Annotated in this window: 18 protein-coding genes; 6 read left to right on the top strand and 12 right to left on the bottom strand. The window is 73.0% G+C overall.

What is annotated here, in order from left to right; all coding sequences use genetic code 11:
• Positions 1-113 precede the first annotated feature (113 nt).
• From IOD16_RS13850 to IOD16_RS13820, 7 genes are all read right to left on the bottom strand, one after another.
• Positions 114-4,934: a ThuA domain-containing protein gene (locus IOD16_RS13850; protein ID WP_201440374.1), complete on the bottom strand. Its 4,821-nt coding sequence runs from the start codon at positions 4,932-4,934 to the stop codon at positions 114-116.
• Positions 4,935-4,998: 64 nt separating this feature from the next.
• Positions 4,999-5,859 (bottom strand): sugar phosphate isomerase/epimerase family protein, encoded by an 861-nt coding sequence (locus IOD16_RS13845; RefSeq protein WP_201440373.1) that lies wholly within the window; start codon positions 5,857-5,859, stop codon positions 4,999-5,001.
• A gap of 28 nt (positions 5,860-5,887) precedes the next feature.
• Positions 5,888-7,069 (bottom strand): substrate-binding domain-containing protein, encoded by a 1,182-nt coding sequence (locus tag IOD16_RS13840; RefSeq protein ID WP_123741875.1) that lies wholly within the window; start codon positions 7,067-7,069, stop codon positions 5,888-5,890.
• Positions 7,066-8,100 (bottom strand): ABC transporter permease, encoded by a 1,035-nt coding sequence (locus IOD16_RS13835; protein WP_201440372.1) that lies wholly within the window; start codon positions 8,098-8,100, stop codon positions 7,066-7,068. Before IOD16_RS13835 ends, IOD16_RS13840 begins: the two co-directional genes overlap by 4 nt.
• On the bottom strand, positions 8,097-8,984 hold the full coding sequence (locus IOD16_RS13830) for an ABC transporter permease (protein ID WP_442978121.1): 888 nt from the start codon (positions 8,982-8,984) through the stop codon (positions 8,097-8,099). The genes IOD16_RS13835 and IOD16_RS13830 overlap by 4 nt, the downstream gene beginning before the upstream one ends.
• Before the next feature lie 122 nt (positions 8,985-9,106).
• Positions 9,107-10,609, bottom strand: a complete 1,503-nt coding sequence (locus tag IOD16_RS13825) for a sugar ABC transporter ATP-binding protein (protein ID WP_236594962.1) — start codon at positions 10,607-10,609, stop codon at positions 9,107-9,109.
• Complete coding sequence (locus IOD16_RS13820) at positions 10,606-11,703, bottom strand: Gfo/Idh/MocA family oxidoreductase (protein ID WP_236594961.1); 1,098 nt, start codon at positions 11,701-11,703, stop codon at positions 10,606-10,608. The genes IOD16_RS13825 and IOD16_RS13820 overlap by 4 nt, the downstream gene beginning before the upstream one ends.
• Positions 11,704-11,866: 163 nt before the next feature.
• Here IOD16_RS13820 and IOD16_RS13815 point away from each other — a divergent pair, with 163 nt between their 5' ends.
• The 3 genes from IOD16_RS13815 to IOD16_RS13805 all read left to right on the top strand — a co-directional run bounded on the left by IOD16_RS13815 (position 11,867) and on the right by IOD16_RS13805 (position 15,839).
• The gene (locus IOD16_RS13815; RefSeq protein ID WP_201440370.1) at positions 11,867-13,045 is read left to right on the top strand and encodes an ROK family transcriptional regulator; all 1,179 of its coding nucleotides are present in this window, start codon (positions 11,867-11,869) and stop codon (positions 13,043-13,045) included.
• Positions 13,046-13,085: 40 nt separating this feature from the next.
• The gene (locus tag IOD16_RS13810) at positions 13,086-14,123 is read left to right on the top strand and encodes a family 2 encapsulin nanocompartment cargo protein polyprenyl transferase (protein WP_268957709.1); all 1,038 of its coding nucleotides are present in this window, start codon (positions 13,086-13,088) and stop codon (positions 14,121-14,123) included.
• A 321-nt stretch (positions 14,124-14,444) separates the two neighbouring features.
• On the top strand, positions 14,445-15,839 hold the full coding sequence (locus IOD16_RS13805; protein ID WP_201440369.1) for a family 43 glycosylhydrolase: 1,395 nt from the start codon (positions 14,445-14,447) through the stop codon (positions 15,837-15,839).
• Between the two features lie 48 nt (positions 15,840-15,887).
• On the opposite strand, the gene rhaS is transcribed toward IOD16_RS13805, so the two are convergent.
• From rhaS to IOD16_RS13780, 5 genes are all read right to left on the bottom strand, one after another.
• Positions 15,888-16,973 (bottom strand): rhamnose ABC transporter substrate-binding protein, encoded by a 1,086-nt coding sequence (gene rhaS / locus IOD16_RS13800; protein ID WP_201440368.1) that lies wholly within the window; start codon positions 16,971-16,973, stop codon positions 15,888-15,890.
• Between the two features lie 65 nt (positions 16,974-17,038).
• Positions 17,039-18,070, bottom strand: coding sequence for an ABC transporter permease (locus tag IOD16_RS13795; RefSeq protein ID WP_201440367.1), 1,032 nt, complete (start codon positions 18,068-18,070; stop codon positions 17,039-17,041).
• Positions 18,060-19,106 carry an ABC transporter permease gene (locus IOD16_RS13790; protein WP_201440366.1) on the bottom strand — a complete coding sequence of 349 codons (1,047 nt, stop codon included), beginning with the start codon at positions 19,104-19,106 and terminating at the stop codon, positions 18,060-18,062. Before IOD16_RS13790 ends, IOD16_RS13795 begins: the two co-directional genes overlap by 11 nt.
• Complete coding sequence (locus IOD16_RS13785; RefSeq protein ID WP_201440365.1) at positions 19,103-20,617, bottom strand: sugar ABC transporter ATP-binding protein; 1,515 nt, start codon at positions 20,615-20,617, stop codon at positions 19,103-19,105. The genes IOD16_RS13790 and IOD16_RS13785 overlap by 4 nt, the downstream gene beginning before the upstream one ends.
• A 291-nt stretch (positions 20,618-20,908) precedes the next feature.
• A complete protein-coding gene (locus IOD16_RS13780; protein ID WP_201441350.1) occupies positions 20,909-21,919 on the bottom strand; it encodes a LacI family DNA-binding transcriptional regulator in 1,011 nt (336 codons plus the stop codon).
• A 210-nt stretch (positions 21,920-22,129) separates the two neighbouring features.
• Between IOD16_RS13780 and rhaI the strand changes: the two genes are divergently transcribed.
• From rhaI to IOD16_RS13765, 3 genes are all read left to right on the top strand, one after another.
• Positions 22,130-23,290 carry an L-rhamnose isomerase gene (rhaI, locus tag IOD16_RS13775; RefSeq protein ID WP_201440364.1) on the top strand — a complete coding sequence of 387 codons (1,161 nt, stop codon included), beginning with the start codon at positions 22,130-22,132 and terminating at the stop codon, positions 23,288-23,290.
• A gap of 69 nt (positions 23,291-23,359) precedes the next feature.
• The gene (locus IOD16_RS13770; RefSeq protein WP_201440363.1) at positions 23,360-25,399 is read left to right on the top strand and encodes a bifunctional aldolase/short-chain dehydrogenase; all 2,040 of its coding nucleotides are present in this window, start codon (positions 23,360-23,362) and stop codon (positions 25,397-25,399) included.
• On the top strand, positions 25,399-26,850 hold the full coding sequence (locus IOD16_RS13765) for a rhamnulokinase (protein WP_201440362.1): 1,452 nt from the start codon (positions 25,399-25,401) through the stop codon (positions 26,848-26,850). Before IOD16_RS13770 ends, IOD16_RS13765 begins: the two co-directional genes overlap by 1 nt.
• Positions 26,851-26,869 lie beyond the last annotated feature (19 nt).

The raw sequence follows: 26,869 nt of genomic DNA, 5'->3' as shown, positions 1-26,869 counted from the left end.
GTCACCGACCGGTGCCGGGACGCGGACGTCCCGGCACCGGTCGGGCGGGGGCGCGGTCCGGCAACCGCCCCCACGCGCGGGTGGCCGGAGCGCGGCGGCTCCGGCCATCGCGTTCAGCTACCGCTCGCCTGGCTCCGCAGCGCCGCGATCACCACCCCGGCGTCGGCGACGAGCAGGTCCCGCACGGCCCGGTCGCCCACCTTGCGGGAGACCGCGTCGCGGAAGCCCTCCAACTCCCCGATCGCCTTGGCGGGCTTGCCATCGAACAGCAACCGCCGGGCGTCGTCCAGGTCGCGGTCCAGTCCGCGGGCGACGGACGACGTGATCCGCCGTTCCGCCGCGAACCGGTCGACCAGGGCCTGCAGGTCGGGCAGCGAGGTCGTGACGGTGAACGACACCACCAGGTCGCGCTTGTTGCCCGCCTTGTCGGTCGCGGTCAGCGCCAAGGTGTGGGCGCCGAGCGCGAGGGTGTGCATGGCGACGCCCGTGCCCGAGGTGATCGGCCGGCCGTCGAGCGCGGCGGTGACCGAAGCGATCCCGGACGCGGCGTCCTCGCCCTGCCAGGAGACCGCCTTGTCCTCGGCGTGGCCGTAGCTCACGCCGTCGTGCAGCCCGGTGAGCTTCACCGCCGGCGCGTTCGCGTCGACCTTGACCGACACCGAGCCGGGTTCGGACCTGTTGCCCCGCACGTCGGTGGCCCGGTACTGCACCGCGTGGGCGCCGTCACCGGTCACCGGGAACGGCGCGGTGTAGGGCCGCCAGTCGCCGCCGTCGATCCGGTACTCGGTGCTCGCCACACCGGAGCCGGCGTCCACCGCGTCGAGCGCCACGGTCGGCGCCGCGGTCCACCAGCCGTCCGCGCCGGTGGGTCCGGCCGGGTCGACGGTCGCCGTGACCTCCGGCGCGGTGGTGTCCACGCCGGTCACCCGGAACCAGTCGAAGTCGACCGTCACCGGGCCCATGGTCTGGCTCGGGCCGATCGCCATCAGGCCGAACCTCGCGTTCGGCACGTCGTTCGTCACCGGGTCGCCCATCGACGTCCAGGTGGTGCCGCCGTCGCTGATCTCGCCGCGGTAGGTGTTGCCCTCCTTCTTCAGCCGGAGGTGCCACCACCCGCTCTCGGGGGTGCCGATGGCGAGGGCCCGGTTGCCGCCGCTGCCGAACGAGCCGTCGTTCTCGGAGACGAGCTCCGCGCCCAGCGTCACGGCCTGCCCCGGCGTGTTGCGCGCGACGACGTCGAACTTCACGTAGTCGTCGTCGCCGCCGTACACCATGAACCCGGCGAGCTGCCACTGCTCGACCACCGGCGCGGCCACCCTCGTCTCCACCGTCCAGTCACCCGCGGGCGCGGTCTGCAGGACGAAGTTGCGCGGGTCGTCGTTCGCCGAGCCGTTGATGTCGCCCGGCAGGGTGTCGATGCTCAGCACGCCGTCACCCATCCGCATCGACGCCAGGTCCGGTCGCACGACGGCGTTCCAGCGGCACCCGTCGAGCCGGTCGCCGTCGAACTCGTCGCTCGGCGGGAGGGCCGGGTCGGGCGTGTCGCAGGTGACGGGCGGCATCGGCGGGTCGCGCACGAGCACCGGTGTGGACACCTTCTTGGTCCGACCGGCCGCGTCGGTGACCGTCACGGAGGCGTAATACGTGCCGTCCGCCGCGTAGGTGTGCTCCACCGTGGCGCCCGACGCCGACGTGCCGTCACCGAGGTCCCACGAGTAGGTGAACGGCGCGTCGTCCTCCGCGTCGGTCGCCGTCGCGGTGAGCCTGGTGGTGAACGGCGCGGTGCCGGTCGCCGGGTCGGCCGTGACGACCACGTGCGGCGCGGCGTTGACCGACACGCCCTTGCCGATGAACGTGAACGAGTCGAGCGTGAACCGGTTGGCCGGGCCGCGGAACACCGCGACCAGCTTCATCGTGCCGCCGGGGTCGGCGACCGCGACCTCGGGTGCGGCCGCGTACCGGTCGATCCCCCCGGTGTCGGGCACCGCGATGGTGGCGACCAGCTCGCCGGTCGGCGAGTCCTCGCGCAGCTCGATCGAGCCGCCGGAGCCCGTCGAGGCCACCCGGGCGGTGACGCGGTCGATGCGGTGCAGGTTCACCGGGTGGAAGGCGATCCAGTCGCCGTCACCGAGGTCGCCGACCCGCTTGCCCGACTCGGCGGCCGGGTCCGACGCGACCAGCACGCCCGAGGACTCCTGGTGGAACTCGGCCTGCTTGTGCTTGGGCTGGATCACCGCGAGGTCGCGGCCCACCAGCGGCGGCAGGTCGCCGGCGCCGCCGTCGGTGTAGGAGGCGTCGACGGAGTAGAAGATGTCCGCGTCGGCGTGGCCCTCGTCCACCAGGGTGGCGAACTCGCCCTCGCAGGCGTTGATCTGGTCGATCGGGTGCGCGTGCGCCTCGTGGCCGAGCGCGGGTTGCAGGACCGCCTTGGAGCAGTCCGGCTGCCCGTCCTCCGGGTCGGTGATGTCGAGGTCGAACGCCACCTCGTCGCCGAAGTCGAAGAACCCGCCGTCGACCGGCGACGCCATGGTCACCGACGGCGCGGTGTTGCCCACCGTCACCTGGACGTTGGTCACGCCGCTCTTGCCCGAGGGGTCGGTCACGGTGAGCTGCGCGTTGTACACGCCGTTCGACCGGTAGGTGTGGGTCGGCTCGGCCTCGGTGGACGAGCCGCCGTCGCCGAAGGTCCACGCGTAGGTCAGCTCGGCGCCTTCGGGGTCGGCCGACCCGGCGCCGGAGAACCCGACCGGCAGCGGCGCCCGGCCCGAGGACGGGGTGGCCGTCGCCTTCGCGGTCGGCCGGCGGTTGCCCCGGGTGTAGTCGATCCGGTAGATGCCGGAGTCCGGGTTGTCCCGGCCGTAGCCGCCGCCCCACTCCACCACGTACATCGCGCCGTCCGGACCGAACTTCACATCCATCGGAGCCAGCGGCGCGGCGCCCTTGAACCACTCGTTGATCTTGAGCAGCCCGCCCTGGTCGTCCTGCGAGAACGTCCAGAACTTGTTGCGCGCCCAGTCGTAGAAGAACGGCTTGCCGTCGTAGTACTCGGGGAACTTGACGTCCGAGGCCAGGTCCGGGTCGAACTCGTAGCGCGGCCCGGCCATCGGGGCCTCGCCGCCGGCGCCCATCTCGGGGAACTCGTCGCCCTCGGCGCCGTTGCCGTACCACACGACGGCCGGCTTGGCGGCGGGCAGCGCGGTCAGGCCGGTGTTGTTCGGCGAGTCGTTCACCGGGTTGCCGCAGTCGAACTTCGCCTTGGACGTGTTGGTGGCGAAGTCGAAGTCGTTGAACGGGGTGTTGTCGCCCACGCAGTAGGGCCAGCCGTAGTTGCCGGGCTCCTTGACCACGTTCCACTCGACGATGCCGCCGGGGCCGCGCGACGGGTTGTCCCCGCCCGCGTCCGGGCCGTAGTCCGCCAGGTGGAGGGTGCCGTCGGAGGCGACGTTGAAGCGGAACGGGTTGCGGAAGCCCATGGCGTAGATCTCGGGCCGGGTCTTCGCCGTGCCCGGCGCGAACAGGTTGCCCGCCGGGACGGTGTAGGTGCCGTCCGCCTCCGGGTGCACGCGCAGGATCTTGCCGCGCAGGTCGTTCGTGTTCGCCGAGGTCTTCTGCGCGTCGAACAGGTCGCGGCCCGGCCGCTCGTCCACCGGGGCGTACCCGCTGGACTGGAACGGGTTGGTGTCGTCGCCGACGCCGATGTACAGGTTCCCGTTCGGCCCGAACTCGAGGTACCCGCCGGTGTGACCGGGCTCCTCGCGGCGCGACGCCGGGATCTCCAGCAGGACCTTCTCGCTGTCGGGCCGGATCACGTCGCCCTCGACGGTGAACCGCGAGACCCGGTTGACCTCGGCCGTGCCCGACGGCGAGTAGTACGCGTACAGGTGGTTGCTGGTGGCGAAGTCCGGCGCCAGGGCCAGCGACACCAGGCCGTCCTCGCCACCGCTGTAGACGGGCAGGGACAGCGCCGTGGAGGTGGCGCCGGTGGCCGGGTCGTGCACGCGGATCTCACCGAGCAGCTCGGTGTAGAACACGCGGCCGTCCGGCGCGATGTCCAGCGTGGTCGGCGCGCGGGTGGCGTCGTCCAGGGTCACCTTCTCGAAACTGGCGTCGACGGTCGCGCCGCAGTCGGAGGACACGACGCCGGCGGCGGTGCGGATGCCGCCCAGCACGTGGGCGACGAAGTCCGGCTCGGTGTAGTCGGCGGCGTTGTGGCCCATGCCGGTCGCCCACACCCGGCCGCCCTCGGCGTCACGGCACCAGCTGATCGGGTGGTCGTGGCCCATGGCCTCGGAGCCCGGGTCGTAGGTCTTCTCGTCCACCTCGACCAGCGGGTGCACCTTGCCGCGCATGCTCGGCTTGAAGTTGTACCACTCCTCGGCCTTGCGCCAGCGGTCCGGCAGGTGCCTGGTCGACTCGTGCACCTCGTCCACCTGGTAGGAGGTGGCGGTGAGGCCGTTGGCGGAGTGCGCGGTCATGTGCGCGCCGCCGTTGACGAAGTCGTCCCACCACGGGAACGACGACTCGATGTTCATGTCCGTCGCGTTGTGGATGGCGACGATGCCGCCGCCGTCGTTGACGAACTTCTTCACGGCCTCGCGTTGGGCGTCGGTGTCCCAGACCATGCCGCCGTTCTGGAGCATGACGACGACGTCGAAACCGGCCAGGTTCGCGTCGGTGAACTGGGTGGCGTCCTCGCTGTGCACCACCTCGAAGTGGTGCTCCGCGGCGAGCTTCTCGACCATCGCGACACCGGCCGGGATCGAGTCATGCCGGTAGGCGCCCGCGGCGGTCTTGGTGAACAGCAGGGCTCGGAACTCGGCCGGCGCGTCGTGGCCGGGGTGCGCCGTCGCGGTCGCCGGCAGCAAGCCGACCACGACGAGGGATGCCAGCACCAGGGCGAAGACGGTGCGCAAGCGGACAACAGGGGCTCTCACGATCCTCCACACGCTTTCTGTTCCGCCCGGCGTGCCGGCGCCGGTGAGTGGTGGGTGACGCCGGTCAGCCGGTGCCGATCACCTCCTCCCTGAGGAACGCCAGCCCGTCCACGGCGAGCGCGTCCTGGGTCCGCGCGAGCGGGCGCCAGACGGACGCGGCGGTCGCGATGCTCGCGTTCTCGCCGGTGAACGACTCGATGCACAGCGGGCCGGTGTAGCCGGCCTCGGCGAGCGCGGCGAGGACGTCGGGCCAGTCGAGGTGGTCGTCGCCGGGCGTGCCGCGGTCGTTGCCGCACACCTGGACGTGCGCGATCCGGCCCCGGGCCGACCGGATCGCGTCGCCGACGTGCTTCTCCTCGATGTTCTGGTGGTAGACGTCGACCGCGACGCCGCACCCGTCGGCGGGCAGGCCGTCCAGCGCCGCGAGGGTCTGCCCGATCGTGTTGAGCAGGCTGGTCTCGTAGCGGTTGAGCGGTTCGACGGCGACCCGGACGCCCGCCGCGCGGGCGTGCTCGACCACCGGTGCCAGGTTGTCGCGCAGCTCGGCCAGCGCGTCGTGCCGCTGCCGCTGCGACATGCGCCACGTGCGGCCGACCGAGGCGTAGGCCGGGCCGGCGATGACCGGCGAACCGACCTCCACCGCGATGTCCACGACCCGCCGGAGGTAGTCCTGGGTGGTGGCGACGGTCGCGGGGTCCGCCGCCACCAGCTCCCGGCCCGGCGGCATCACCAGGCACACGGTGGCGGCGAGCCCGTGGTCCGCCAGCACCCGCGCGGCCTGCGCCGGGTCCCAGTCGCCGACCTCCTCCACCGGGAGTTCGAGCACGTCGAACCCCCAGCCGGCCGCGCGGGTGGCCAGTTCGGCGAGCGTCGCGTCGCGCAGCGGCGACGTCCAGACCCAGGTGCTCACACCGATCGCGTGCACTGCTGCTCCGTTCGGGCGGGTGACGGGACTACTTCCAGGGCGCCGGGTAGCCGGCCATCGACTCGCACCCGCACATGGCGTAGTGCAGCGGCGGCATGTCCTGCCGGAGGAAGCTCTGGAGGGTGTCCTGGGTGACCTTCGGCTGCGGCAGCACCCACTCCTTGGGCACCTGCCGGCCGTTGAGGACCTGCAACGCGGCGATGACGGGGGTGCGCCACTGGTAGGTCGGGTAGGTCGGGGCGACCGCGGTCATCTTCTGGTCGGCCCACATCCGCAGGAAGTCCTGCTGGTCCTCGCCGACGAACGCCGGGATCGGGACACCCGCGTCCTGGAACGCCTCGACCGCGGCGACGGCGGTCGCGCCCGCGTCCATCCACACGCCGTCGATCTGGCCCTCGCGCTGGATGTAGTCGTTGACGATGCTCTTGGTCTTGGCCGCGTCACCGTCGGTGAACTCGACGCCGACGACCTTCAGCTCGCTGCCGGAGAAGATCTCGTTGGCCGCCGCCCACCGCTGCTCCAGCACGTCCACGCCCGGCAGGATGCGCAGGGCGAGGACCTTGCCGCCGGCCTTCACCTTCTCCTTCAGGAACTCCGCGCCGTCCGCCCCGAACGCGAACCCGCCGATCGGGTGGATGAACGTGACGGGGCAGGTGGAGTTGACGCCGCGGTCGAACACGATCACCGGGACGTTCGTCTTGCACGCCGCCTCGATCGCCGGGGTCAGGGTCGCCGTCGTGTTCGGCGAGACGATCAGCGCGCTGCACCCCTGGGAGGCGAAGGACTGGATGTCGCTGATCTGCTTGTCGTCCTTGGCCTCCGCGTCGAGCACGGTGAACTTGGTGATCTCCGGGTGCAGCTTCACCTCCTCCTTCATGGTGGTGAAGCCGACCTGCCGCCACGGGTTGTTCACCGCGGCGTTGGAGAAGCACAGGTGGTAGTCGCCGCCGGGCTTGGCGAACTTCGCCGTGTCGACCAGCTCGGGCGAGATCATCTGCTCCCACGGCTTGTCGGCCGGACCTTCGGCGGCCGTCGAGCGGGACTTCGTCTGGCGCTCGTACAGCGCCTGGTCGAAGAACTCCGACTTCGCGCCGGCGTCCTTGGACGCGCCCGTCGTGCCGGGTGTGCCGGTGTCGGCGGGCAGGTCGCTGCTGCAGCCGGCCATGGCCAGCAGGCCCGCGACGGCCACGACGGACCACTTCCTGTTCATCGGTTCTCCTTGTGCGGCGGTGACTGGCGGCGGGCGGGCTCGGGCGTGCTCGCGCGGGACCGGAGGGCGAGGCGCGGGTTCACGCCGAGGGCGGCGTAGGCGACGGCGGCGATGATGATCACGCCTTGGACGGCGGACTCCAGCGCGCCGGCGACGCCGAGCAGGTTGAGCAGAGAGAAGAGGGCTTCGAGGGTCAGCGCGCCGGCGGCCGCGGCGACGACGGAACCCCGCCCGCCGCCGAGCACGACGCCACCGAGCACGACGGCGGTGATGGCGCGGAACTCCAGTCCCTCGCCCACCTGGGCCGACACGCCCGCGAACCCGCCGAGCAGGATCGCGGCCAGCGCCGCGAGCAGCCCCGACAGGACGAACGCCAGCACCTTCAGCCGGTCCACCCGACCACCGGCCAGGCGCACCGCGTTCTCGTTGTCCCCCACCGCGACCAGCGTGCGGCCGGTGCCGCCGCGCATGAACAGCACGGCGGCGACCAGCACGGCGAGCAGGATCACCACCGACCACGGCAGGTGGCCCAGGACCGGCAGGTCGACCCCGCCGCGACCGAACACGCGGAACGACGGCGACAGCGCGCCGCGGGGCGCGCCACCGGTCCACAGGAACACCGCGCCGTCGAGGATGAGCAGCATCCCGAGGGTCACGATGAACGACGGCACCAGCAGCTTGGTCGTGATCAGCCCGTTGACCAGGCCGACCAGCAGGCCGAAGCCGAGCAGCAGCACGATCACCCAGCCGGTCGCCGACTCCTGCCCGTCGATCAGCCGGGCCGCGATCACCACCTCGGCGGTGACCAGCGAGCCGACCGACAGGTCGAACCCGCCGGAGACGATGACGAAGTACTGGCCGATCGCGAGGAGCACCAGGGGGGCGGCGCGCTTGAGCAGCGCCAGGTACCCGGCGGGTTCGGAGTAGGCGGGTCCGGCGAAGGCCAGCGCCACCAGCAGCACCGCGAGCACCGCGAGCACGGGCGCGGTGCCGTCCGCCAGTCGGGGACGCCACGTGGTCGGCGCGGTCACGCGGACCTCCTGGAGTGCTTGCGGCGTGCGTAGAGCGCCACCGCGACGATGAGGACGATGCCGCGCACGACGTCCTTGAAGAAGGGGTCGACCGCGAGGTCGTCGAACACGGTGTCGAGGGTGGCCAGGATGAGGACGCCGCCGATCGTGCCGACGACACCGCCGCGACCGCCCGCGAGCGCCGTGCCGCCGAGCACGACGGCCGCGATGGACTCCAGGTCGTACCCGGCGTCCGTGCCGACGTAGGGGGCGCCGGACCCCAACCGGCTGGCCAGGAACACCCCGGCGAGACCGGCGGCCACGGCGCACAGCACGTGGGCGGTGACGATCGTGCGGCCGGTGCGCACGCCGGACAGCCGCGCCACGTCCACGTCACCGCCGACCGCGTAGGTGTGGTAGCCGCCCCGCGTGCGCTTGAGGTACCACCACGCCAGCGCGGCGACGAGCAGCATGAGCAGCACGCCGATCGGGACCGGCCCGATGCGGTCGAACCCGAGGTGCTGGAACGCGCGCGGCACGCTGCCCGCCGGTCCGGTGTAGTTCTGCTCCAGGTAGCCGCGCAGGATCAGCGCCACGCCGAGGGTCGCGATGAACGCGTTGACCTTGAGGACGGTGACGACCAGGCCGTTCACCAGGCCGACGACGGCGGCGACGGCGAGCGCCAGCAGCACGCCGGGCAGCATCATCCCGTCGCTGCCCGCCATCGTCTCGGCCGCCACCAGCGAGCACAGCCCGACCAGGTAGGCCACTGACAGGTCCAGCGAGCCGGAGATGATCACGATGGTCTGCCCGACCGCGACCAGCCCGAGCACGGTGCTGCGGGTCAGGATGTTGAGGATGCCGCCCTGGTCGAGCAGCACGCCGCCTTGCAGGCCGACCAGGATGCTGCCGACCACGAGGAGCGCCGCCAGGGCCAGGTAGACGGTGACGGTCGGCGTGGGGGTGAACCGCCGGGACGCGGTGCGGGCCGCCCCGCGCGTGGCCTCGGCCTTCCGCTGCACGACGCTCACGCCACCTCCCCGATGCCGTGCCCGGTGGCCAGCCCCATGACGGCCTCCTCACTGGCGCCGGCGGGCAGCTCGCCCGCGATCGAGCCTTCGTGGACGACGAGGATCCGGTCGCTCATGCCGATCAGCTCCGGCAGCTCCGACGAGATCATCAGGACCGCCACCCCGGTGCGCGCCAGGTCGCGCAGCAGTCGGTGCACGGCCTGCTTCGCGCCGACGTCGATGCCCCGCGTCGGCTCGTCCACGACGAGCACGCGCGGCCCCACGGCCAGCCACTTGGCCAGCACGACCTTCTGCTGGTTGCCGCCCGACAGGTAGCGCACCTCCTGGTGCTCGCCCCGCGCGACGACCGCCACCGACTTCAGCAGCGCGGCCAGGTCGGACCGCTTGCGCCCGCCGGCGCCGGGCAGCGCGGCCCGCCGCACGAGCAGCGCGTTGTCCCGGATGGACTGCCGCAGGGCCAGCCCCTCGCCCTTGCGGTCCTCGGTGACGTAGCCGATGCCCAGGCGGACCGCGGTGCGCGGGTCGGTGACGCGCCGGGGCTCGCCGTCGAGTTCGAGCGTGCCGGTGGTGAACGGCTCGACGCCCCAGATCGCCCGCGCGATGGCCGACCGGCCGGAGCCCTGGAGCCCGGCGATGCCGACGACCTCCCCGGACCGCAGCTCGAACGTCACGCCGCGGACCCGGCCGTTGCCCGCGCCGCGCAGCGCCAACCGGACGTCGCCGATGTCGGACGCGGTCGCGCGGTCGGGGTGGAGCGCGTCGAGGGAGCGCCCGACCATGTGCCGGACGAGCTGGTCGGAGGTCAGCTCGGCGGTCGGGGCGGTGGTGACGAACGCGCCGTCCTTGAGCACGGTGATCCGCCGGCTGAGGTCGAACACCTCGCGCATCCGGTGCGAGACGTAGAGGATCGCGATCCCCCGCGCGCGCAGCCGCCCGACCAGGTCGTAGAGCAGCTCCACCTCGTGGTCGGCCAGCGCGGCGGTCGGCTCGTCCATCGCCAGCACCCTGGCGTCGGTGGACAGCGCTTTCACGATCTCGACGACCTGCTTCCGGGCCACCGACAGCCGGCTGACCTGCCCGGCCGGGTCGATGCCCTCCTCGCCGAGCCAGTCGAGCAGCCCCTTGGTGTCCGCCTCCATCTTCCGGCGGTCCACCTGGCCCCGGCGGACCGGTTCGCGGCCCAGGTACACGTTCTCCGCGACGGTGCGGTGCTCCAGCAGGGTGAACTCCTGGTGGATGATCGCGATGCCCCTCGCCTGGGCGTCGCGCGGCGTGCCGAACACGACCGGCTCACCGTCGACCTCGACCTGGCCCGAGTCCGGCCGGTGCACGCCCGCGAGCACCTTGAGCAGCGTCGACTTGCCCGCGCCGTTCTCGCCCATGAGCGCGTGCACCTCGCCCGCGCGCAGGTCGAGGTCGACGCCGCGCAGCACCGGCACCCCGAGGAAGCTCTTGGTGATCCCGGTGAGCCGGACCACGACCTCGCCGGCGGCGGTCACCGGCCCACCCCGGTCCGATCGTCGGCTCCGCCCACGGAAGTCCACGCCCCGGCGGACGCGGCGGACGCCAGGACCGCGTCGGTGATCCGGGCCGCCCGCAGCCCGTCGGCGAACGTCGGCAGGCCGTCGGGCTGGTCCTCCCCCAGCACGGCGCGGTAGGTGTCGGCGACGAAGGCGTCGAAGCAGTCCTGGTAGCCCTGCGCGTGCCCGGCGGGCAGGCGCGCGTACTTCGCCGCCGCCGCCGACAGCGTCTCCGGGTCGCGGAGCAGCACCTGGTTGCCCTCTCGCCTGCCCACCCACAGGCGCTCCGGGTCCTCCTGGTCGAACGCGAAGCTGGACTCGGTGCCGGAGACCTCCAGGTGCAGCCGGTTCTTCCGGCCGGCCGCGACCTGCGAGACCACCAGCGTGCCGAGGACACCGGAGCCGGTGGTGAACTGGACGACCGCCGCGTCCTCCGTCGGCGTGGCCGACGACCGGGTGCGCGGCTGGACCGTCGCCGTTTGGGCGGACAGCCGGTCGATCCGGTCGCCGGTGACGAACTCGAACAGGTCGCACCAGTGCGAGCCGATGTCGGCGAACGCCCGGGACGGACCGCCGACCGCCGGGTCCACCCGCCAGTCGTCGTCGCCCGGCCGGGACAGCCAGTCCTGGAGGTACCCGCCGCTGACCGTGGACACCACGCCCGCCTGACCGCTCGCCAGCCTGGCCCGCAGCTCGCGCACCATCGGGTGGAACCGGTAGACGAACGGCACCGCGGCCACCAGGCCGGCGGCCACCGCCGCGTCGACCAGGCCTTCGGCCTGGGCGGCGCCGACGGCCAGGGGCTTCTCGCAGACGACGTGCGCGCCCGCGGCCAGCGCGGCCTCCACCGCCTCCGCGTGCCGGACGTTGGGCGTGCACACGTGCACCACGTCGGCCCCGGCCTCGGCGAGCAGCGAGGCCAGGTCGGGGTAGCCGCGTTCCGCGCCCACGGTCTCCGCGGCGTGGTCGGCGCCACCCGGGGTGCTCGCGACCGCGGCGACCACCGCGGCACCCGCCCGGCGCGCCGCCTCGGCGTGCACGCGGCCCATGAACCCGGCACCCACCACGGCCACGCGCGGCGTCCGGGGCCCGGCACGACCGCTGTCGGCCGCAGGAGTTAGGTGGGTCACAGTCATGCGGCGAACCGTAAGATGACTAATGGCGGATGTCAACCAAAAGTCGGACATGTTTCGACGGTTGACGCCGTATGACCGTCAGCTCTGGTTCAATTGAGGCGTGAAAGAAGACGTTTCCACCGTCGGCGCCGCGTCTCCGGGGGAGCTGCTGCGCCTGCTCCGCGACGGCGTGCCCCGCACCCGCTCCGAACTCACCGCGGTGACGGGCCTGGCCCGGTCGACCGTGCGAGCCAGGTTGGACGCGCTGCTGGACGCCGGACTCGTCAGCGACGGTGGCAGCGAGGCCTCGACCGGCGGGCGCCCGGCCGGCCGGTTCGTGTTCAACGCCCGCGCGAGGGTCGTCCTCGCCGCCGAGGTGGGCGCCACCCACGCCACCATCGCGGTGACCGACCTGGCCGGCACGCCGTTGGCGGAGGGCCGGTTCGAGCAGGACATCGCCGAGGGCCCGGACGTGGTGCTGCCCCGGCTGGTCGCCGCCTGGCGGTCGTTGCTGGAGGACGCCGACCTGGAGTCGATGCGCGTGGCGGGGGTGGGCATCGGCCTGCCCGGCCCCGTCGAGCACTCCACCGGCCGGCCGAACAACCCGCCGATCATGCCCGGGTGGGACGGCTACGACGTGCCGGGCCGCATCGGCGCCGAGTTCGGGGTCCCGGTGCTGGTCGACAACGAGGTCAACCTCATGGCGCTGGGCGAGCACACGAAGTGCTTCCCGGAGGCCGAGCACCTCATCGTGATCAAGGTGGCCACCGGCATAGGTTCCGGGTTCATCAGCAACGGCATGCTGCACCGCGGCGCGGTGGGCGCGGCGGGCGACCTCGGCCACATCCTCGCCCCGCACGCCGGCGACGTGCCGTGCCGCTGCGGCAACACCGGCTGCCTCGAAGCGGTCGCCAGCGGGTCCGCCATCGCGGCGGCGCTGCGCGCCAAGGGCGTCGAGGCGCACACGAGCGCCGACGTGGTCGCGCTGGTCCGGGCGGGCAACCTCGAAGCCGGCCAGGCCGTGCGGCAGGCGGGCCGCAACATCGGCGAGGTCCTCGCCGCCTGCGTGAGCATGTTCAACCCGTCGCTGATCGTCGTGGGCGGCACCGTGGCGCTGGCCGGCGAGATGCTGCTGGCCGGTGTGCGCGAGGCGATCTACCGGCGCTCCCTGCCGCTGGCCACCGGGAACCTCCGGATCGTCCCCTCGCAGGCCGGTGACGACGCCGGCGTCCTCGGCGCGGCGGCGATGGTCGTGCAGCACGTCCTCTCACCGGACGTGGTCGACCGGCAACTGGCCTGACCCGGCGGCTCCCCCCGACCCGACCGACCCGGAGGTGCCCGTGCCACCCGAAGCCACCGCCCCCACCCGATCGGTCCGCGAGGTCGTGGCGTGGAGCCGCGGCATGGTGCAGCCGGCCCTGCGCGCCGCCGTCGACGGACTGCCCGCTTCGGTGCGGCACGTCGCCGGCTACCACCTGGGGTGGTGGGACGAGCACGGTCACCCGACCGACGCCGGCGGGGGCAAGGCGATCCGCCCGGTGCTGGTCCAGCTGGCGGCCGAGGCGGTCGGCGGCTCGGCGGCCACCGCCGTGCCGGCCGCCGCCGCGGTCGAGCTGGTGCACGACTTCACGCTGCTGCACGACGACGTGCTCGACGGTGACCGGACCCGGCGGCACCGGCCGGCCGCGTGGCACGTCTTCGGCGTGCCGGCCGCCGTCCTCGCCGGGGACGCGATGCTGGCGCTGGCCTTCGACGTGCTCGCCGCCAGCGGCCACCCGGCCGCGCTGACCGGCGTGCGCGTGCTCAACGCGGCGGTGCTCGACCTCGTCGACGGCGAGCACGCCGACCTCGCGTTCGAGGGCAGGCACGACATCGGGGTGGCCGAGTGCGTGACGATGGCGGAGCGCAAGACCGGTGGCCTGCTGGCCTGCGCCTGCGCCCTGGGCGCGGTGTTCGCCGGCGCCGGGCCCGACGAGGTCGCGGGCCTGCGCGACTTCGGCCTGCGCCTCGGGGTGGCGTTCCAGCACGTGGACGACCTGCTGGGGATCTGGGGCGACGAGGCCGTGACCGGCAAGCCGGTGCACGGCGACCTGCGGGCCCGCAAGAAGTCCCTGCCGGTGGTCGCCGCCCTGACCTCGGGCACACCGGCCGGGCGGGAGCTGGCCGCGCTGTACGAGGGGGACGGGCGGCAGGTGGCCGACGACCCGGCCCGCGCGGCACGCCTGGTCGAGGCGGCCGGCGGGCGCGCGTGGAGTGAGCGGCAGGCCGAACTGCTCCTGGACCAGGCGTTGCGCCTGCTCGACTCGGTCGCGTCCGCACCGCGCGCGGCGGCGGAGCTGGCCGGTCTCGCCCGGGCGATCGTGCGTCGCGACCACTGATCGAGGCTCCCCGGGCCCGACCGGCGGGGCACCCTACGCCCCACGACTTCTGGACGCCATCCGCCAAAAGCCTCCCGATCGCTCACGCTCCGCGCACCCTTGACACCCACATGGTCTTGCTCACACACTAGGACCAGGCAGCGATGTTAGCGCAAACATCCGCCTGCTCCTCCCGGTCCACGACTGCGCCGTGCCGAATTCTCATGGCCGGTCACGGTGTCATGTTAACGCTCACAAGCATGTCCGCCCCTCGAAGCGACCGCCGCGCCCCGGGCCTCCACTCCACGCCATCGCCTGGCAGAACAGAACTCGGAGTCGACCATGCGTCGTCGAACGCGCACCTGCGTGGTGCTGTCCTGTCTCATCGCCGCGACGGTCGCCGTGCCCTCGCCGGCGTTCGCGGACGCGCTGCCGACCGGGGCGCGGTCGCTCGAAGCGGTGAACTTCCCCGGCCGCTACGTCCGGCACCAGGACTACCTCGCCCGGGTCGACCCCGTGACGTCGGCGAGCACGGCGCAGACCAGGCTGGACGCGACGTTCACCGTGATCTCGGGCCTGGCCTCGCCGTCGTGCTACTCCTTCCAGGCCAAGAACGGCTCGTTCCTGCGGCACCTGGACTGGCGGGTGCGCCTCGACGCGAACACCGGCGACGCGCGCTTCCGCGAGGACGCGACGTTCTGCGCGGTGGCCGGGTCGACGTCCGGGTCGGTGTCGCTGACCTCGTTCAGCCACCCCGACCGCAGGATCCGGCACCGCGCCTACGAGTTGTGGCTGGACACCTACCAGGACACGGCCCAGTTCCGCGCGGACAGCTCGTTCCGCCTCACCGCGCCGTGGAGCCCGAAGACGAACAATGGCCCGGTGATTCCCGGGCTCTACGCCGATCCGCACATCACGAACTTCAACGGCCGCTACTACCTCTACCCGACCACGGACGGGTACGCGGGCTGGGCTTCGCCGTACTACAAGGCGTTCTCCTCGACGGACCTGGTGAACTGGACCGACCACGGCGTGATCCTCGACCACGGGCCGGACGTGTCGTGGGCCGACAACTCCGCCTGGGCGCCCGCCGTGATCGCCAAGAACGGCCGCTACTACCTGTACTTCAGCGGCGGAGCGGCGTCCGGCGACACGGGCAAGCACCTCGGCGTGGCGGTGTCGGACTCCCCCACCGGGCCGTTCCGCGACGCCCTCGGCAGGCCGCTGATCCGCGCGGGCGCGTACTCCGGGCAGGCCATCGACCCCATGGCGTTCACCGACGACACCGGGCAGTCCTACCTGTACTGGGGCAACGGCACCGCCTACGTCGTGCCGCTCAACGCCGACATGGTCTCGTTCGACCCCGCCAAGGTCCGCGACATCACCCCCAGCGGTTACCGCGAGGCCTCGTTCGTGTTCAAGCGCAACGGGACCTACTACTTCATGTGGTCGGAGAACGACACCCGCAGCGAGGACTACCGGGTCGCCTACGCCACCGGCACGTCCCCGCTCGGACCGTGGACCAAGCGCGGCGTGGTGCTGCAGAAGCGCTTGGAGCTGGGTATCAAGGGACCCGGCCACCACTCGGTGGTGAAGGATCCCGGCAGCGACACCTGGCACGTCGCCTACCACCGGTTCGCCGTGCCCGCCGGCAGCGGCACCAACCGCGAGACCACCGTGGACCGCATGACGTTCAACGCCGACGGCACCATCGCCCCGATCGTGCCGACCCTCTGACCCGCGGTGGGCGCGCGGACCGGGCACCCGGTCCGCACGCCCGCCGGCTCAGAAGTCGAACTGGTCGATGTTGCCCTGGTCGAACACGGTGGGCGGGCCGAGCACGATGACGCCGTCCGCGCCGATGGTGTACTCGCCGAGCCTGCCCGCCATGAACTTCTCGCCCTCCGCGCCGGTGATCCGGCCGGACGCGAGCGCGGCGCCGGCGTAAGCGGCGAGGTAGCCGAGGTCGGCGGGGTTCCACAGGGCGAACGCCTCGACCGTGCCGTCCTTGACGAACTCGCGCATCTGGTTCGGCGTGCCGAGGCCGGTCAGCGCCACCTTGCCCTTGTACTCCGAGCCCGACAGGTAGCGCGCCGCCGCCGCGACGCCGACCGTGGTGGGCGAGACGATGCCCTTCAGGTCGGGGTAGGAGCGCAGCAGGCCCTGGGTCTCCTGGAACGACTTCTGGTCCTCGTCGTTGCCGTAGGCGACCGCGACCAGCTCGATCCTGCTGTGCTCGGGCTTCGCCAGCTCCGCGCGCATCAGCTCGATCCACGCGTTCTGGTTGGTCGCGTTCGGCGTCGCCGAGAGGATCGCGATCTTGCCCTCACCGCCGATCTGCCCGGCGATCAGCTCCACCTGGTTCGCCGCGATGCCCTCGGCGGTCGCCTGGTTGACGAACACGTCCCGGCACTCGGGCTTGGTGTCGGAGTCGAAGGTGACGACCTTGGCGCCCGCCTGCCGCGCGCTGTTGAGCGCGCCGCAGATCGCGTTCGGGTCGTTGGCGGAGGTCGCGATCACGTCGGTCTGCTGCTGCGACAACGTGTTGATGTAGCTGACCTGGGAGGAGGCGCCGGCCTCGGACGGGCCGACCTCCTTGTACCTGCCCTTGAACTCCTCGGTGGCGCTCTTGCCGCCGGCGTCGGCCACGGTGAAGTACGGGTTGTTGACCTGCTTGGGCAGGAACGCCACGTCGAGACCCTCGACCAGCGGCGCGTCCGGGTCGGCCTGGCCGGTGGCCCGGTCGCCCGCGGGGTTCGCGCCGTCCTCGGAACCACGGGTGGTGCCACCGCACGCGGCGCTGACCAGCACGACCGCCACGGTGGTGGCGATCAGGCCGAGTCGCAGGGTGCGCTTGGGCTGGGTGGACATCGTTCTCCCTCTCTCGGCGGTGACTTCGTTGTCGCGAGTGGTCTGCGGAGTCGGGCGGCGCGGGGTCAGGCGGCGCGGCCCCGCCGTCGCCACCGGGCGCGGGCCAGGACGACCGCGTTCGGCACCACGACCGAGGCGATGAGCAGTCCGCCGGTGACGACGTTGAGCGTGTCGGCGGCGACGTCGGCGAGTTGGAGGGCGTTGCGGACGGCGCCGAGCAGCAGCACGCCCAGCAGCACCCCGGGCAACGTGCCGCGACCGCCGAAGATCGAGACACCGCCGAGCAGCACCGCGGCGACCACGGCCAGTTCCAGGCCCGCGGCGTTGTCCGCCCGGGCGCTGGCGAAGCGCAGCGTCCAGTACACCCCGGCCAGGCCGGCCACCGCGCCGGAGGCGACGAACAGCCAGGACTTCGCGCGGGCGACGCGGATGCCAGCGAACGCCGCCGCCTCGGCGTTGTTGCCCATCGCGTAGAGGGACCGGCCGAACGGGGTCGCGTGCAGCACCACGCCGAACACCACCGCGAGGACGATCGCGACCACGGCGGCCCACGGCACGGGGCCGTCGGCGACCGTGCTGCTCGCGGCGTCGGTCCAGCGGAACGGGAAGTCGGCGACGGCCTGGTCGCCGAGCACCACGAACGCCAGGCCCCGGTAGGCGGCCAGGGTGCCGATGGTGACGGCGAGCGAAGGCAGCGCGAACCTGGTCACGAACACCGCGTTCACCGCGCCGAGCAGCGCGCCGAGGCCGACGACGAGCACCACCACCAGCTCCAGCGGCAGGCCCGCCACCCACAGCTGCCCCATCACCGCGCTGCACAGCCCGAGCGTGCTGGCCACCGACAGGTCGATCTCGCCGGTGATGACGATCAGCGTCAGCGGCAGCGCGATCAACGCGATCGCGATCACGTCCAGCAGGAGGAACTGGAGGTTCCGCCCGCTCGCGAACCCCTCGACCAGCACCCCGGCGAGCACCACCACCGCGGCGAGCACCACGAGGAGCGCGGTGTCCCACCGGAGCAACGCGGACCTCAGCACGCCCGCGGCCGGTTCGGCCGGCGCCTCCGGCACGTCCGCCGCCACCGCGTCACGCGCCATGGGACGACCTCCCTCGCAAGCGGTTCGCCGCCCGGACGGCCAGCAGCCGGTCCAGTCCGATCGCGGCGAGGATGAGGCCGCCGACCGCGGCCTGCTGCCAGAACGGGTTGATCCGCAGCACCGCGAGGGAGCTGCCGATGGTGGTCAGCAGCAGCGCGCCGAGCGCGGCGCCGTGGACGCTGCCGCTGCCGCCGAAGATCGCCACGCCGCCGACCACGGCCGCCGCGACCACCTGGAGCTCGATGCCCGTGCCGGCGGTGGCGTCGACGGTGCCGAAGCGCGCCGCGTAGAGCACACCGGCGAGGCCGGCCAGGGCGCCGCAGAGGACGAACGAGGTGAACACCCGCCGCCCGACCGCGATGCCGGACAGCCGCGCGGCGTCGGGTTCCGAGCCGATCGCGTACAGCTCGCGCCCGCTGCGGTAGGACCGCAGGTAGAAGCCCACGACGAGGGTCACCACGAGGGCGATGACGGCGAGCACGGGCACGCCGAGCACGGTCCGCGTGCCCAGGGCGAGGAACGAGCGCGGCAGGTCGGAGGCGTTGACCTGCTGACCGCGTGCCCAGGAGTGGTCGACGCCGCGGAACGCGTAGAGCGTGCCGAGCGTGATCACCAGCGCGGGCACCCGCGCCGCGGCCACCAGCGCGCCGTTGACCGCACCGCACACCGCGCCCAGGCCGGTGCCGACCAGCACCACGACCGCGGTCGGCGTGCCCGGCGCCGAGCTGAGCAGCTTGCCGGTCGCGAACGCGGCCAGGCCCAGGACCGCGCCGACCGACAGGTCGATGTTGCGGGAGATGATCACCGCCGTCTGCCCGACCGCGAGGACCACCAGGACCGCCGCGCCGAGCACCAGGTCGCGCAGGCTCTGGGGTGACAGGAACGCGGGGTTGTCCACCGCGGTGACGAGCACGAGCAACCCGAGCGCCACGACGATGCCGGACTCCCGGGCCGGCCACAGCCGGTGGGCGAACCGGGTCCTGCTCTCGTCGGCCCTCGCCGGTGGCCCGGCGGGCGCGGTCGGCCGCCCGCTCACGCGGTCACCCCCCGCTGACCGGTGGCCGCGAACATGACCGCTTCCTCCGTCGCGTCGGCGCGGCCCAGCTCGGCGGTGATCCGCCCTTCGTGCAGGACGAGCACGCGATCGGCCATCCCCAGCACCTCGGGCAGTTCGGAGGACACCATGACCACCGCGACGCCGTCGGCGGCCAGCCGCGAGAGCAGCCGGTGCACCTCGGCCTTCGTGCCGATGTCGATGCCGCGCGTCGGCTCGTCGACGATCAGCGCCCGCGGCCGCGTCGCCAACCACTTGGCCAGCACGACCTTCTGCTGGTTGCCACCGGACAGGGTGCCGACCGCGTCCGCCAGCCGCCCGTACTTCACCCGCAACCGCTTCGTCCACTCGCGCGCCGAGCGGCGTTCGCGCCCGCCGCCGAGCAGCCCGAAGCGGGCCAACGGCTTCAACCGGGTGAGCGTCGCGTTGCGCTCGACCGACATCTCCATGACCAGGCCCTGCTGGCGGCGGTCCTCCGGCACCAGCGCGAGCCCGGCGGCCACGGCGGCGGCAGGCCTGCCGGCGGGCAGCCGCTCACCCGCCACCCGCACCACGCCCGCGTCGTAGCGGTCGATCCCGAAGACGGCGCGCACCACCTCGCTGCGGCCGGCGCCGACCAGCCCGGCGAGGGCGACGATCTCACCCGCCCGCACCGAGAACGTGATGTCGGCGAACACGCCCCGCCTGGTCAACCCCTCGACTTCCAGCACGACGTCGCCGGGTTCGACGTCCTCCTTGGGGAACAGCGTCGAGACGTCGCGCCCGACCATGCGCCGCACCACCTGGTCAACGGTCAGGTCGGCGACCGGGTCGGTGGACACCCACGCGCCGTCACGCATCACCGTGAGCCGTCGGCACAGCGAGAACACCTCGTCGAAGCGGTGCGAGATGAACAAGACCGCGGCGCCCTCCTCGCACAGCGCCCGCGTCACCGCGAACAACTGCTCCACCTCGACGCCGGACAGCGCGGCGGTCGGCTCGTCCATGACGAGCACGCGCGCCCGCAGGGACAGCGCCTTGGCGATCTCGACCAGCTGCTGGTCGGCGATCGACAGGCCGCGCGCGAGGCGGTCCGGGTCCAGGCGCACGCCGAGCCGGGCGAACAGCCGCGTCGCCTCGGACCTCATCGCCGCCCGGTCGATGCGCCCGAACCGCCTCGACGGTTGGCGGCCCATGAAGATGTTCTCCGTGACCGACAGGTCGGGGAACAGCGTCGGCTCCTGGTAGATGACCGCGATGCCGGCGGCCCGCGCGGCGGCGGGTCCGGCCAACCGCAGCTCCTCGCCGTCCAGCAGGAGCACGCCCGAGTCGGGCTCGTGCACGCCGGCGAGCACCTTCACGATCGTCGACTTGCCCGCGCCGTTCTCCCCCACCAGCGCGTGCGCCTCGCCGCCGTGCAGCGGGAACGACACCTCGCGGACCGCCGCCACGGCGCCGAACGACTTGGAGACACCGCGCACCTCCAGCAGTGGAGTCGCGTGTTCTCGCCCCATCCGGCACCTCCTTGACTGAAATGTTTCAATGCGGTGCTGATGCGCGAGGCTAGGGGCAGTTCAGACCCATCGTCAACGGCGGTCAAGCCGCTTCTTCGCCATGCCGTGGTCATCGTTGCGTCATCGTGCCCATTCATGCAGCGCATTTCGGACGACTGCGGATGGTACGTTTCAATACACTGCGCGACGTCGATCCGCCCGACTGGGGAGCCACTGTTTTCTGGGATCGCTCCCGGAAATCACGCCGCCGGGAACGGACCGGGACGGCACACGGACGGTGCCGTCACACGATCAGGCGACGCCGTCCAGCCGGCGCATGCTGGTCGACTCGCGCACCACCAGCTCGGGCTCGAACACCCGCTGCTCGTGCACGTGCCCCTCCGGGTGCCGGGCCTCGGCCAGCAGCAGCTCCGCGGCCGTGCGGCCGAGGAGCTGGCGCGGCTGGGCGACCGAGGTCAGCGGCACCGCCGCCGCGGCCGCGAACTCGATGTCGTCGTAGCCGACGATCGCCAGGTCGTGCGGCACGCGCAGGCCGAGCCGGACCGCCTGCTGGAGCAGGCCGAGCGCGAGCATGTCGTTGGCGCAGAACGCGGCGGTGGGGCGCCGGGACGCGGGCAGGCCGGCCAGCCGCTCGCCCGCGCGCCTGCCCTCGGCGACGTCGAGGCGTGCCGTCTCCAGGACGGTGAGCGGTTCGGCGCCGGCGCGGGCGAGGGCCTGCTCGGCGCCCGCGAGGCGGTCGGTCAACTGGCCGATCGAGCGCGGCCCGCCGACGAAGGCGATCCGGCGGTGCCCGGCGTCGAGCAGGTGCGAGGCGGCGAGGTCCCCGCCGAGCACGTCGTCCACCGACACCGAGCAGCGGTCCGGCCCCGCGCCGCGGTCGACGACCACCACGGGCGTGCCGCGCCGGGCGAGCGCGGCCAGGCGCGGGTCGCCCGCGTCGACCGGCGTGATGAGGATGCCCTCCACCCGCTGCTGCTCGAGCAGGTCGAGGTACCTCGCCTGGCGGGTGGGGTCTTCGCCGCCGTCGCACAGGAACATCGCGAGCCCGGCGTCCTCCGCCACCCGCTGCGCGCCGGCCGCCACGTCGGTGAAGAACGGGTTGCGGGTGTCGAGCACGACGTAGGCGAGCGTGCGGCTGGTGCCGCCGCGCAGTTGGCGCGCCGACTCGTTGCGCACGAAGCCCAGCTCCGCGATCGCGGACTGCACCCGTTTGCGGGTGCTCTCCGCGACGAGCTCGGGGTGGTTGAGCACGTTCGACACCGTGCCCACGGCCACGCCCGCGTGCGCGGCGACATCCTTCATGCTCGGCGCGGACACCGCCCACCCTCCTTCGTGATCGACGCGGCGCGGAGATGAAACGTCCAAGCACTGCGTCATGGCGAAGCGTAGCAGGGAGAAGAAGGTGCGCCGGACGACCGATTCCACCCGGCCACCGTCCGTTGTGAAACGTTCCAAGGTCGGCTACCGTCGGCGCCACACCGGTTGACCCCGCTGCCGAGAGGAACGCGTGTGATGTCCCTGCAGGAGGTGCTGTCGGAGCTCGACGGGTTCACCGTCGAGGTGCCGAGCTGGGCGTACGGGAACTCCGGCACCAGGTTCAAGGTGTTCACCACACCGGGCACGCCGCGCGACCCGTTCGAGAAGATCGCCGACGCCGCGCGGGTGCACGCCCTGACCGGGCTCGCGCCGCGGGTGTCGCTGCACATCCCGTGGGACCGGGTCGAGGACTTCGGCGCGCTGTCCGCCCACGCCGAGGAGCACGGCGTGCGGATCGGCGCGATCAACTCGAACCTCTTCCAGGACGACGACTATAAGCTCGGCTCGCTGACGCACGCGGACCCGGCGGTGCGGGCCAAGGCCGTCGCGCACCACCTCGACTGCGTGGCGGTGATGGCGGAGACCGGCTCGACCGACCTGAAGCTGTGGCTGCCCGACGGCACCAACTACGCGGGGCAGGACTCGCTGCGCGCCCGGCAGGACCGGCTGGCCGCCTCGTTGACCGAGATCTACGCCGCCCTCGGCCCCGACCAGCGGCTGCTGCTGGAGTACAAGTTCTTCGAGCCGTACTTCTACGCGATGGACGTCCCCGACTGGGGCACGGCGCTGCTGCACTGCCAGGCGCTAGGCGAACGCGCGCAGGTCGTGCTCGACACGGGCCACCACGCGCCGGGCACCAACATCGAGTTCATCGTGATGCAGCTGCTGCGGGCGGGCCGGCTGGGCGCGTTCGACTTCAACTCCCGCTTCTACGCCGACGACGACCTGATCGTGGGGTCGGCCGACCCGTTCCAGCTGTTCCGGATCATGGTCGAGATCGTCGCGGTCGACGCGCACCGCCCCGGGTCCGGGGTGAACTTCATGCTCGACCAGTGCCACAACATCGAGGACAAGATCGCGGGCCAGGTCCGGTCGGTCCTCAACGTCGAGCAGGCGTTGGCCAAGGCGCTGCTCGTCGACACCGAGGCGCTGACCGCCGCCCAGGACGCCGGTGACGTGATCGGCGCGCACGACGTGCTGATGGACGCCTTCCACACCGACGTGCGCGGCCCGCTGGCCGACCGCCGCGAGGCCAGGGGGCTGCCGCGCGACCCGATGGCCGCCTACCGCGCTTCCGGTTACGCCGCCGAGATCGCCGCCGCGCGCGTCGGCGGCACGCAGGCCGGCTGGCTCTGACCCCTCGGCACCCCCCGATACCCCCTCGGCACCCCTCGCACCGCTCGCCCCACGAGGAGCTTCCCGCACATGACCGACAACACGACCGCCGCCGCGCTGGTCGCCCGCTCGAACCGGCTGGGCGCCGACCCGCGCAACACCAACTACGCGGGCGGCAACACCTCCGCGAAGGGCAGCGACACCGACCCGGTGACCGGTGACCGGGTCGAGCTGCTGTGGGTGAAGGGCTCGGGCGGCGACCTGGGCACCCTCACCCCCGCCGGCCTGGCCGTGCTGCGCCTGGACCGGCTGCGGGCGCTCGTGGACGTCTACCCCGGCGTGGACCGGGAGGACGAGATGGTCGCGGCGTTCGACTACTGCCTGCACGGCAAGGGCGGCGCGGCGCCGTCGATCGACACGGCCATGCACGGGCTGGTCGACGCGCCGCACGTGGACCACCTGCACCCCGACTCGGGCATCGCGCTGGCGACGGCGGCCGACGGCGAGGAGCTGACCCGGCGGTGCTTCGGCGACCGGGTGGCGTGGGTGGGCTGGCGCCGTCCCGGTTTCCAGCTGGGACTCGACATCGCGGCGATCAAGGCGGCGAACCCGCGGGCGATCGGCTGCGTGCTGGGCGGGCACGGGATCACCGCGTGGGGCGACACGTCCGAGGAGTGCGAGGCGCACTCCTCGGAGATCATCCGGACGGCGGAGGAGTTCCTGGCGCGGCACGGGTCCCCCGAGCCGTTCGGCGCGGTGGTCCCGGGCCGCGAACCGCTGCCCGAGGCCGAGCGGCGGGCCCGGGCGGCGGCGATCTTCCCCGCGGTCCGCGGCCTGGCGTCGACCGACCACCCGCAGGTGGGGCACTTCACCGACACCGACGTGGTGCTGGACTTCCTGTCCCGGGAGAAGCTCGCGGCGCTGGCCGGGCTCGGCACCTCGTGCCCGGACCACTTCCTGCGCACCAAGGTCAAGCCGCTGGTGGTGGACCTGCCCGCCACGGCGGGTGTGGAGGAGGTCGTCGCGCGGCTCGCGGAGCTGCACGCCGCGTACCGGGAGGATTACCGCGGCTACTACGAGCGGCACGCGACGCCGGACTCGCCGGCCATGCGCGGCGCGGACCCCGCGATCGTGCTGGTGCCCGGTGTCGGCATGTTCTCGTTCGGCCGCACCAAGCAGACCGCGCGGGTGGCGGGCGAGTTCTACGTCAACGCGATCAACGTGATGCGCGGCGCCGAGTCGGTGTCGACCTACCGGCCGATCCCGGAGTCGGAGAAGTTCCGCATCGAGTACTGGGCCTTGGAGGAGGCCAAGCTCGCCCGGATGCCGGAGCCGAAGCCGCTGGCCACGCGGGTGGCGCTGGTGACCGGCGCGGGGTCGGGCATCGGGAAGGCCATCGCCGAGCGGTTGGCGGCCGAGGGCGCGTGCGTCGTCGTGTCCGACCTCGACGGGCAGCGCGCGGCGGCGGTCGCAGAGGGCATCGGCGACGCGGACGTGGCGATCGGCGTGGCCGCGGACGTGTCGGACGAGGCGGCCGTGGAGCGGGCCTTCGCCGAGGCGGTGCTCGCGTTCGGCGGTGTGGACCTGGTGGTGAACAACGCCGGCCTGTCGATCTCCAAGCCGTTGCTGGAGACCACCGTGCGCGACTGGGACCTCCAGCACGACGTGATGGCGCGCGGGTCGTTCCTGGTGTCGAGGGCCGCCGCGAAGGTGATGGTCGAGCAGGGCTTCGGCGGCGACATCGTCTACATCTCCAGCAAGAACGGGGTGTTCGCCGGGCCCGACAACGTCGCCTACGGCGCGACCAAGGCCGACCAGGCGCACCAGGTGCGGCTGCTGGCCGCCGAGCTGGGGCCGCACGGCATCCGGGTCAACGGCGTCAACCCCGACGGCGTGGTGCGCGGGTCGGGCATCTTCGCGGGCGGCTGGGGTGCGCAGCGGGCCGCCGTGTACGGGGTCAAGGAGGAGGACCTGGGCGCTTACTACGCCAAGCGCACGCTGCTGGGCCGGGAGGTGCTGCCGGAGCACGTCGCCGCCGCCGTCTTCGCGCTCACCGCAGGCGACCTGTCCCAGACCACCGGCCTGCACGTGCCGGTCGACTCCGGCGTCGCCGCCGCGTTCCTGCGCTGATGGCCGGCGGTGCGGTCCGGGTCGCGGCGGTCGACCTCGGCGCGTCCAGCGGACGCGTGATGGCCTTCGACGTCACGCCCGGTCGGGCGACGTTCGTCGAGGCGCACCGGTTCCCCAACGGACCGGTGCGGCTCGGCGACACGCTGCACTGGGACGTGCCGGGCCTGTACCGGGGCGTGCTCGACGGCCTGCGGGCGGCCGGGCCGCGACTGGACGCGGTCGGCATCGACTCGTGGGCGGTGGATTACGGCCTGCTGGACGCCGACGGGGCGCTGCTCGGCAACCCGGTCCACTACCGCGACCGGCGCACCGACGGCGTGCCCGAGGCCGTGCACGCCCGGGTGCCGGCGGCCGAGCTGTACCGGGTGACCGGGTTGCAGGTGCTGCCGTTCAACACCGTCTACCAGTTGGCGGCGGCCCGCGGCACGGCGCAGCTGGCGGCGGCGCGGCGGTTGCTGCTCATCCCCGACCTGCTCGCGCACTGGCTCACCGGCGCGCGCGTCACGGAGGTCACCAACGCCTCCACCACCGGCCTGCTCGACGTGCGGACGCGGACGTGGTCGGCGGAGCTGGTGGCGCGCCTGGACCTCGCCGCCGGGCTGTTCACGCCGTTGGTCGAGCCGGGCACCGAGGTCGGCGTGCTGCGCGACCACGTCCTGGCGGAGACCGGGCTGACCGGGCCCGTGCCGGTGGTGGCCGTCGGGTCGCACGACACCGCGTCGGCGGTCGTCGGGGTGCCGGCCGGGACGGGGGACTTCGCCTACGTGGCCACGGGGACGTGGTCGCTGGTCGGGGTGGAGCTGGACCGGCCGGTGCTCAGCGAGGCCGGTCGCGCGGCGAACTTCTCCAACGAGCTCGGCGTCGACGGCACGGTCCGCTACCTGCGCAACGTGATGGGCCTGTGGTTGTTGCAGGAGTGCTCGCGCGAGTGGGGCGATCCGGACCTCGGCGGGTTGCTCGACGCGGCGGACGCCGAGCCGGGGTTGGCCGCGGTGGTGGACGCGGGCGATCCGGCGTTCATCGCACCGGGGAACATGCCCGCCCGCATCGCGCAGGCCTGTGCGCGGACGGGGCAGACCCCGCCCTCGACGCCCGCCGCGATCGTCCGGTGCGTGCTGGACAGCCTGGCGCTGGCGCACCGCCGCGCGGTCCGCCAGGCCGCCGAGCTGTCGGGACGGCGGGTCGAGGTCGTGCACGTGGTGGGCGGCGGCGCGCGCAACCGCCTGCTGTGCCAACTCACCGCGGACGCCTGCGGGTTGCCGGTCGTGGCGGGCCCGGTCGAGGCCGCCGCCTACGGCAACGCGCTCGTGCAGGCGCGGGCGTTGGGCGTGCTCGACGGCGGGCTGCGGGAGCTGCGGGAGCTGGTGCGGTCCTCGACCGGGGTGGTCCGGTACGAGCCGAGCGGTGATGCCCGGGCGTGGCGGGCCGCCGAGGAGCGCCTGACCGGCTGACCGGCGGGACCGCACGACG

It is taken from the genome of Saccharothrix sp. 6-C, from assembly GCF_016695385.1.
Taxonomy (GTDB): Bacteria; Actinomycetota; Actinomycetes; order Mycobacteriales; family Pseudonocardiaceae; genus Actinosynnema; species Actinosynnema texasense.
Note: the sequence above shows the minus strand (reverse complement) of the source record. Positions and strands in the feature narration are given on the sequence as shown.

What these genes read in the sequence shown, in the direction of transcription:
- IOD16_RS13840 (WP_123741875.1), bottom strand. Translation starts at nt 7,069, where the DNA reads ATGAACAGGAAGTGGTCCGTCGTGGCCGTCGCGGGCCTGCTGGCCATG.
- IOD16_RS13805 (WP_201440369.1), top strand. Translation starts at nt 14,445, where the DNA reads ATGCGTCGTCGAACGCGCACCTGCGTGGTGCTGTCCTGTCTCATCGCC.
- rhaS (WP_201440368.1), bottom strand. Translation starts at nt 16,973, where the DNA reads ATGTCCACCCAGCCCAAGCGCACCCTGCGACTCGGCCTGATCGCCACC.
- IOD16_RS13795 (WP_201440367.1), bottom strand. Translation starts at nt 18,070, where the DNA reads ATGGCGCGTGACGCGGTGGCGGCGGACGTGCCGGAGGCGCCGGCCGAA.
- IOD16_RS13785 (WP_201440365.1), bottom strand. Translation starts at nt 20,617, where the DNA reads ATGGGGCGAGAACACGCGACTCCACTGCTGGAGGTGCGCGGTGTCTCC.
- IOD16_RS13780 (WP_201441350.1), bottom strand. Translation starts at nt 21,919, where the DNA reads ATGAAGGATGTCGCCGCGCACGCGGGCGTGGCCGTGGGCACGGTGTCG.
- rhaI (WP_201440364.1), top strand. Translation starts at nt 22,130, where the DNA reads ATGTCCCTGCAGGAGGTGCTGTCGGAGCTCGACGGGTTCACCGTCGAG.
- IOD16_RS13770 (WP_201440363.1), top strand. Translation starts at nt 23,360, where the DNA reads ATGACCGACAACACGACCGCCGCCGCGCTGGTCGCCCGCTCGAACCGG.
- IOD16_RS13765 (WP_201440362.1), top strand. Translation starts at nt 25,399, where the DNA reads ATGGCCGGCGGTGCGGTCCGGGTCGCGGCGGTCGACCTCGGCGCGTCC.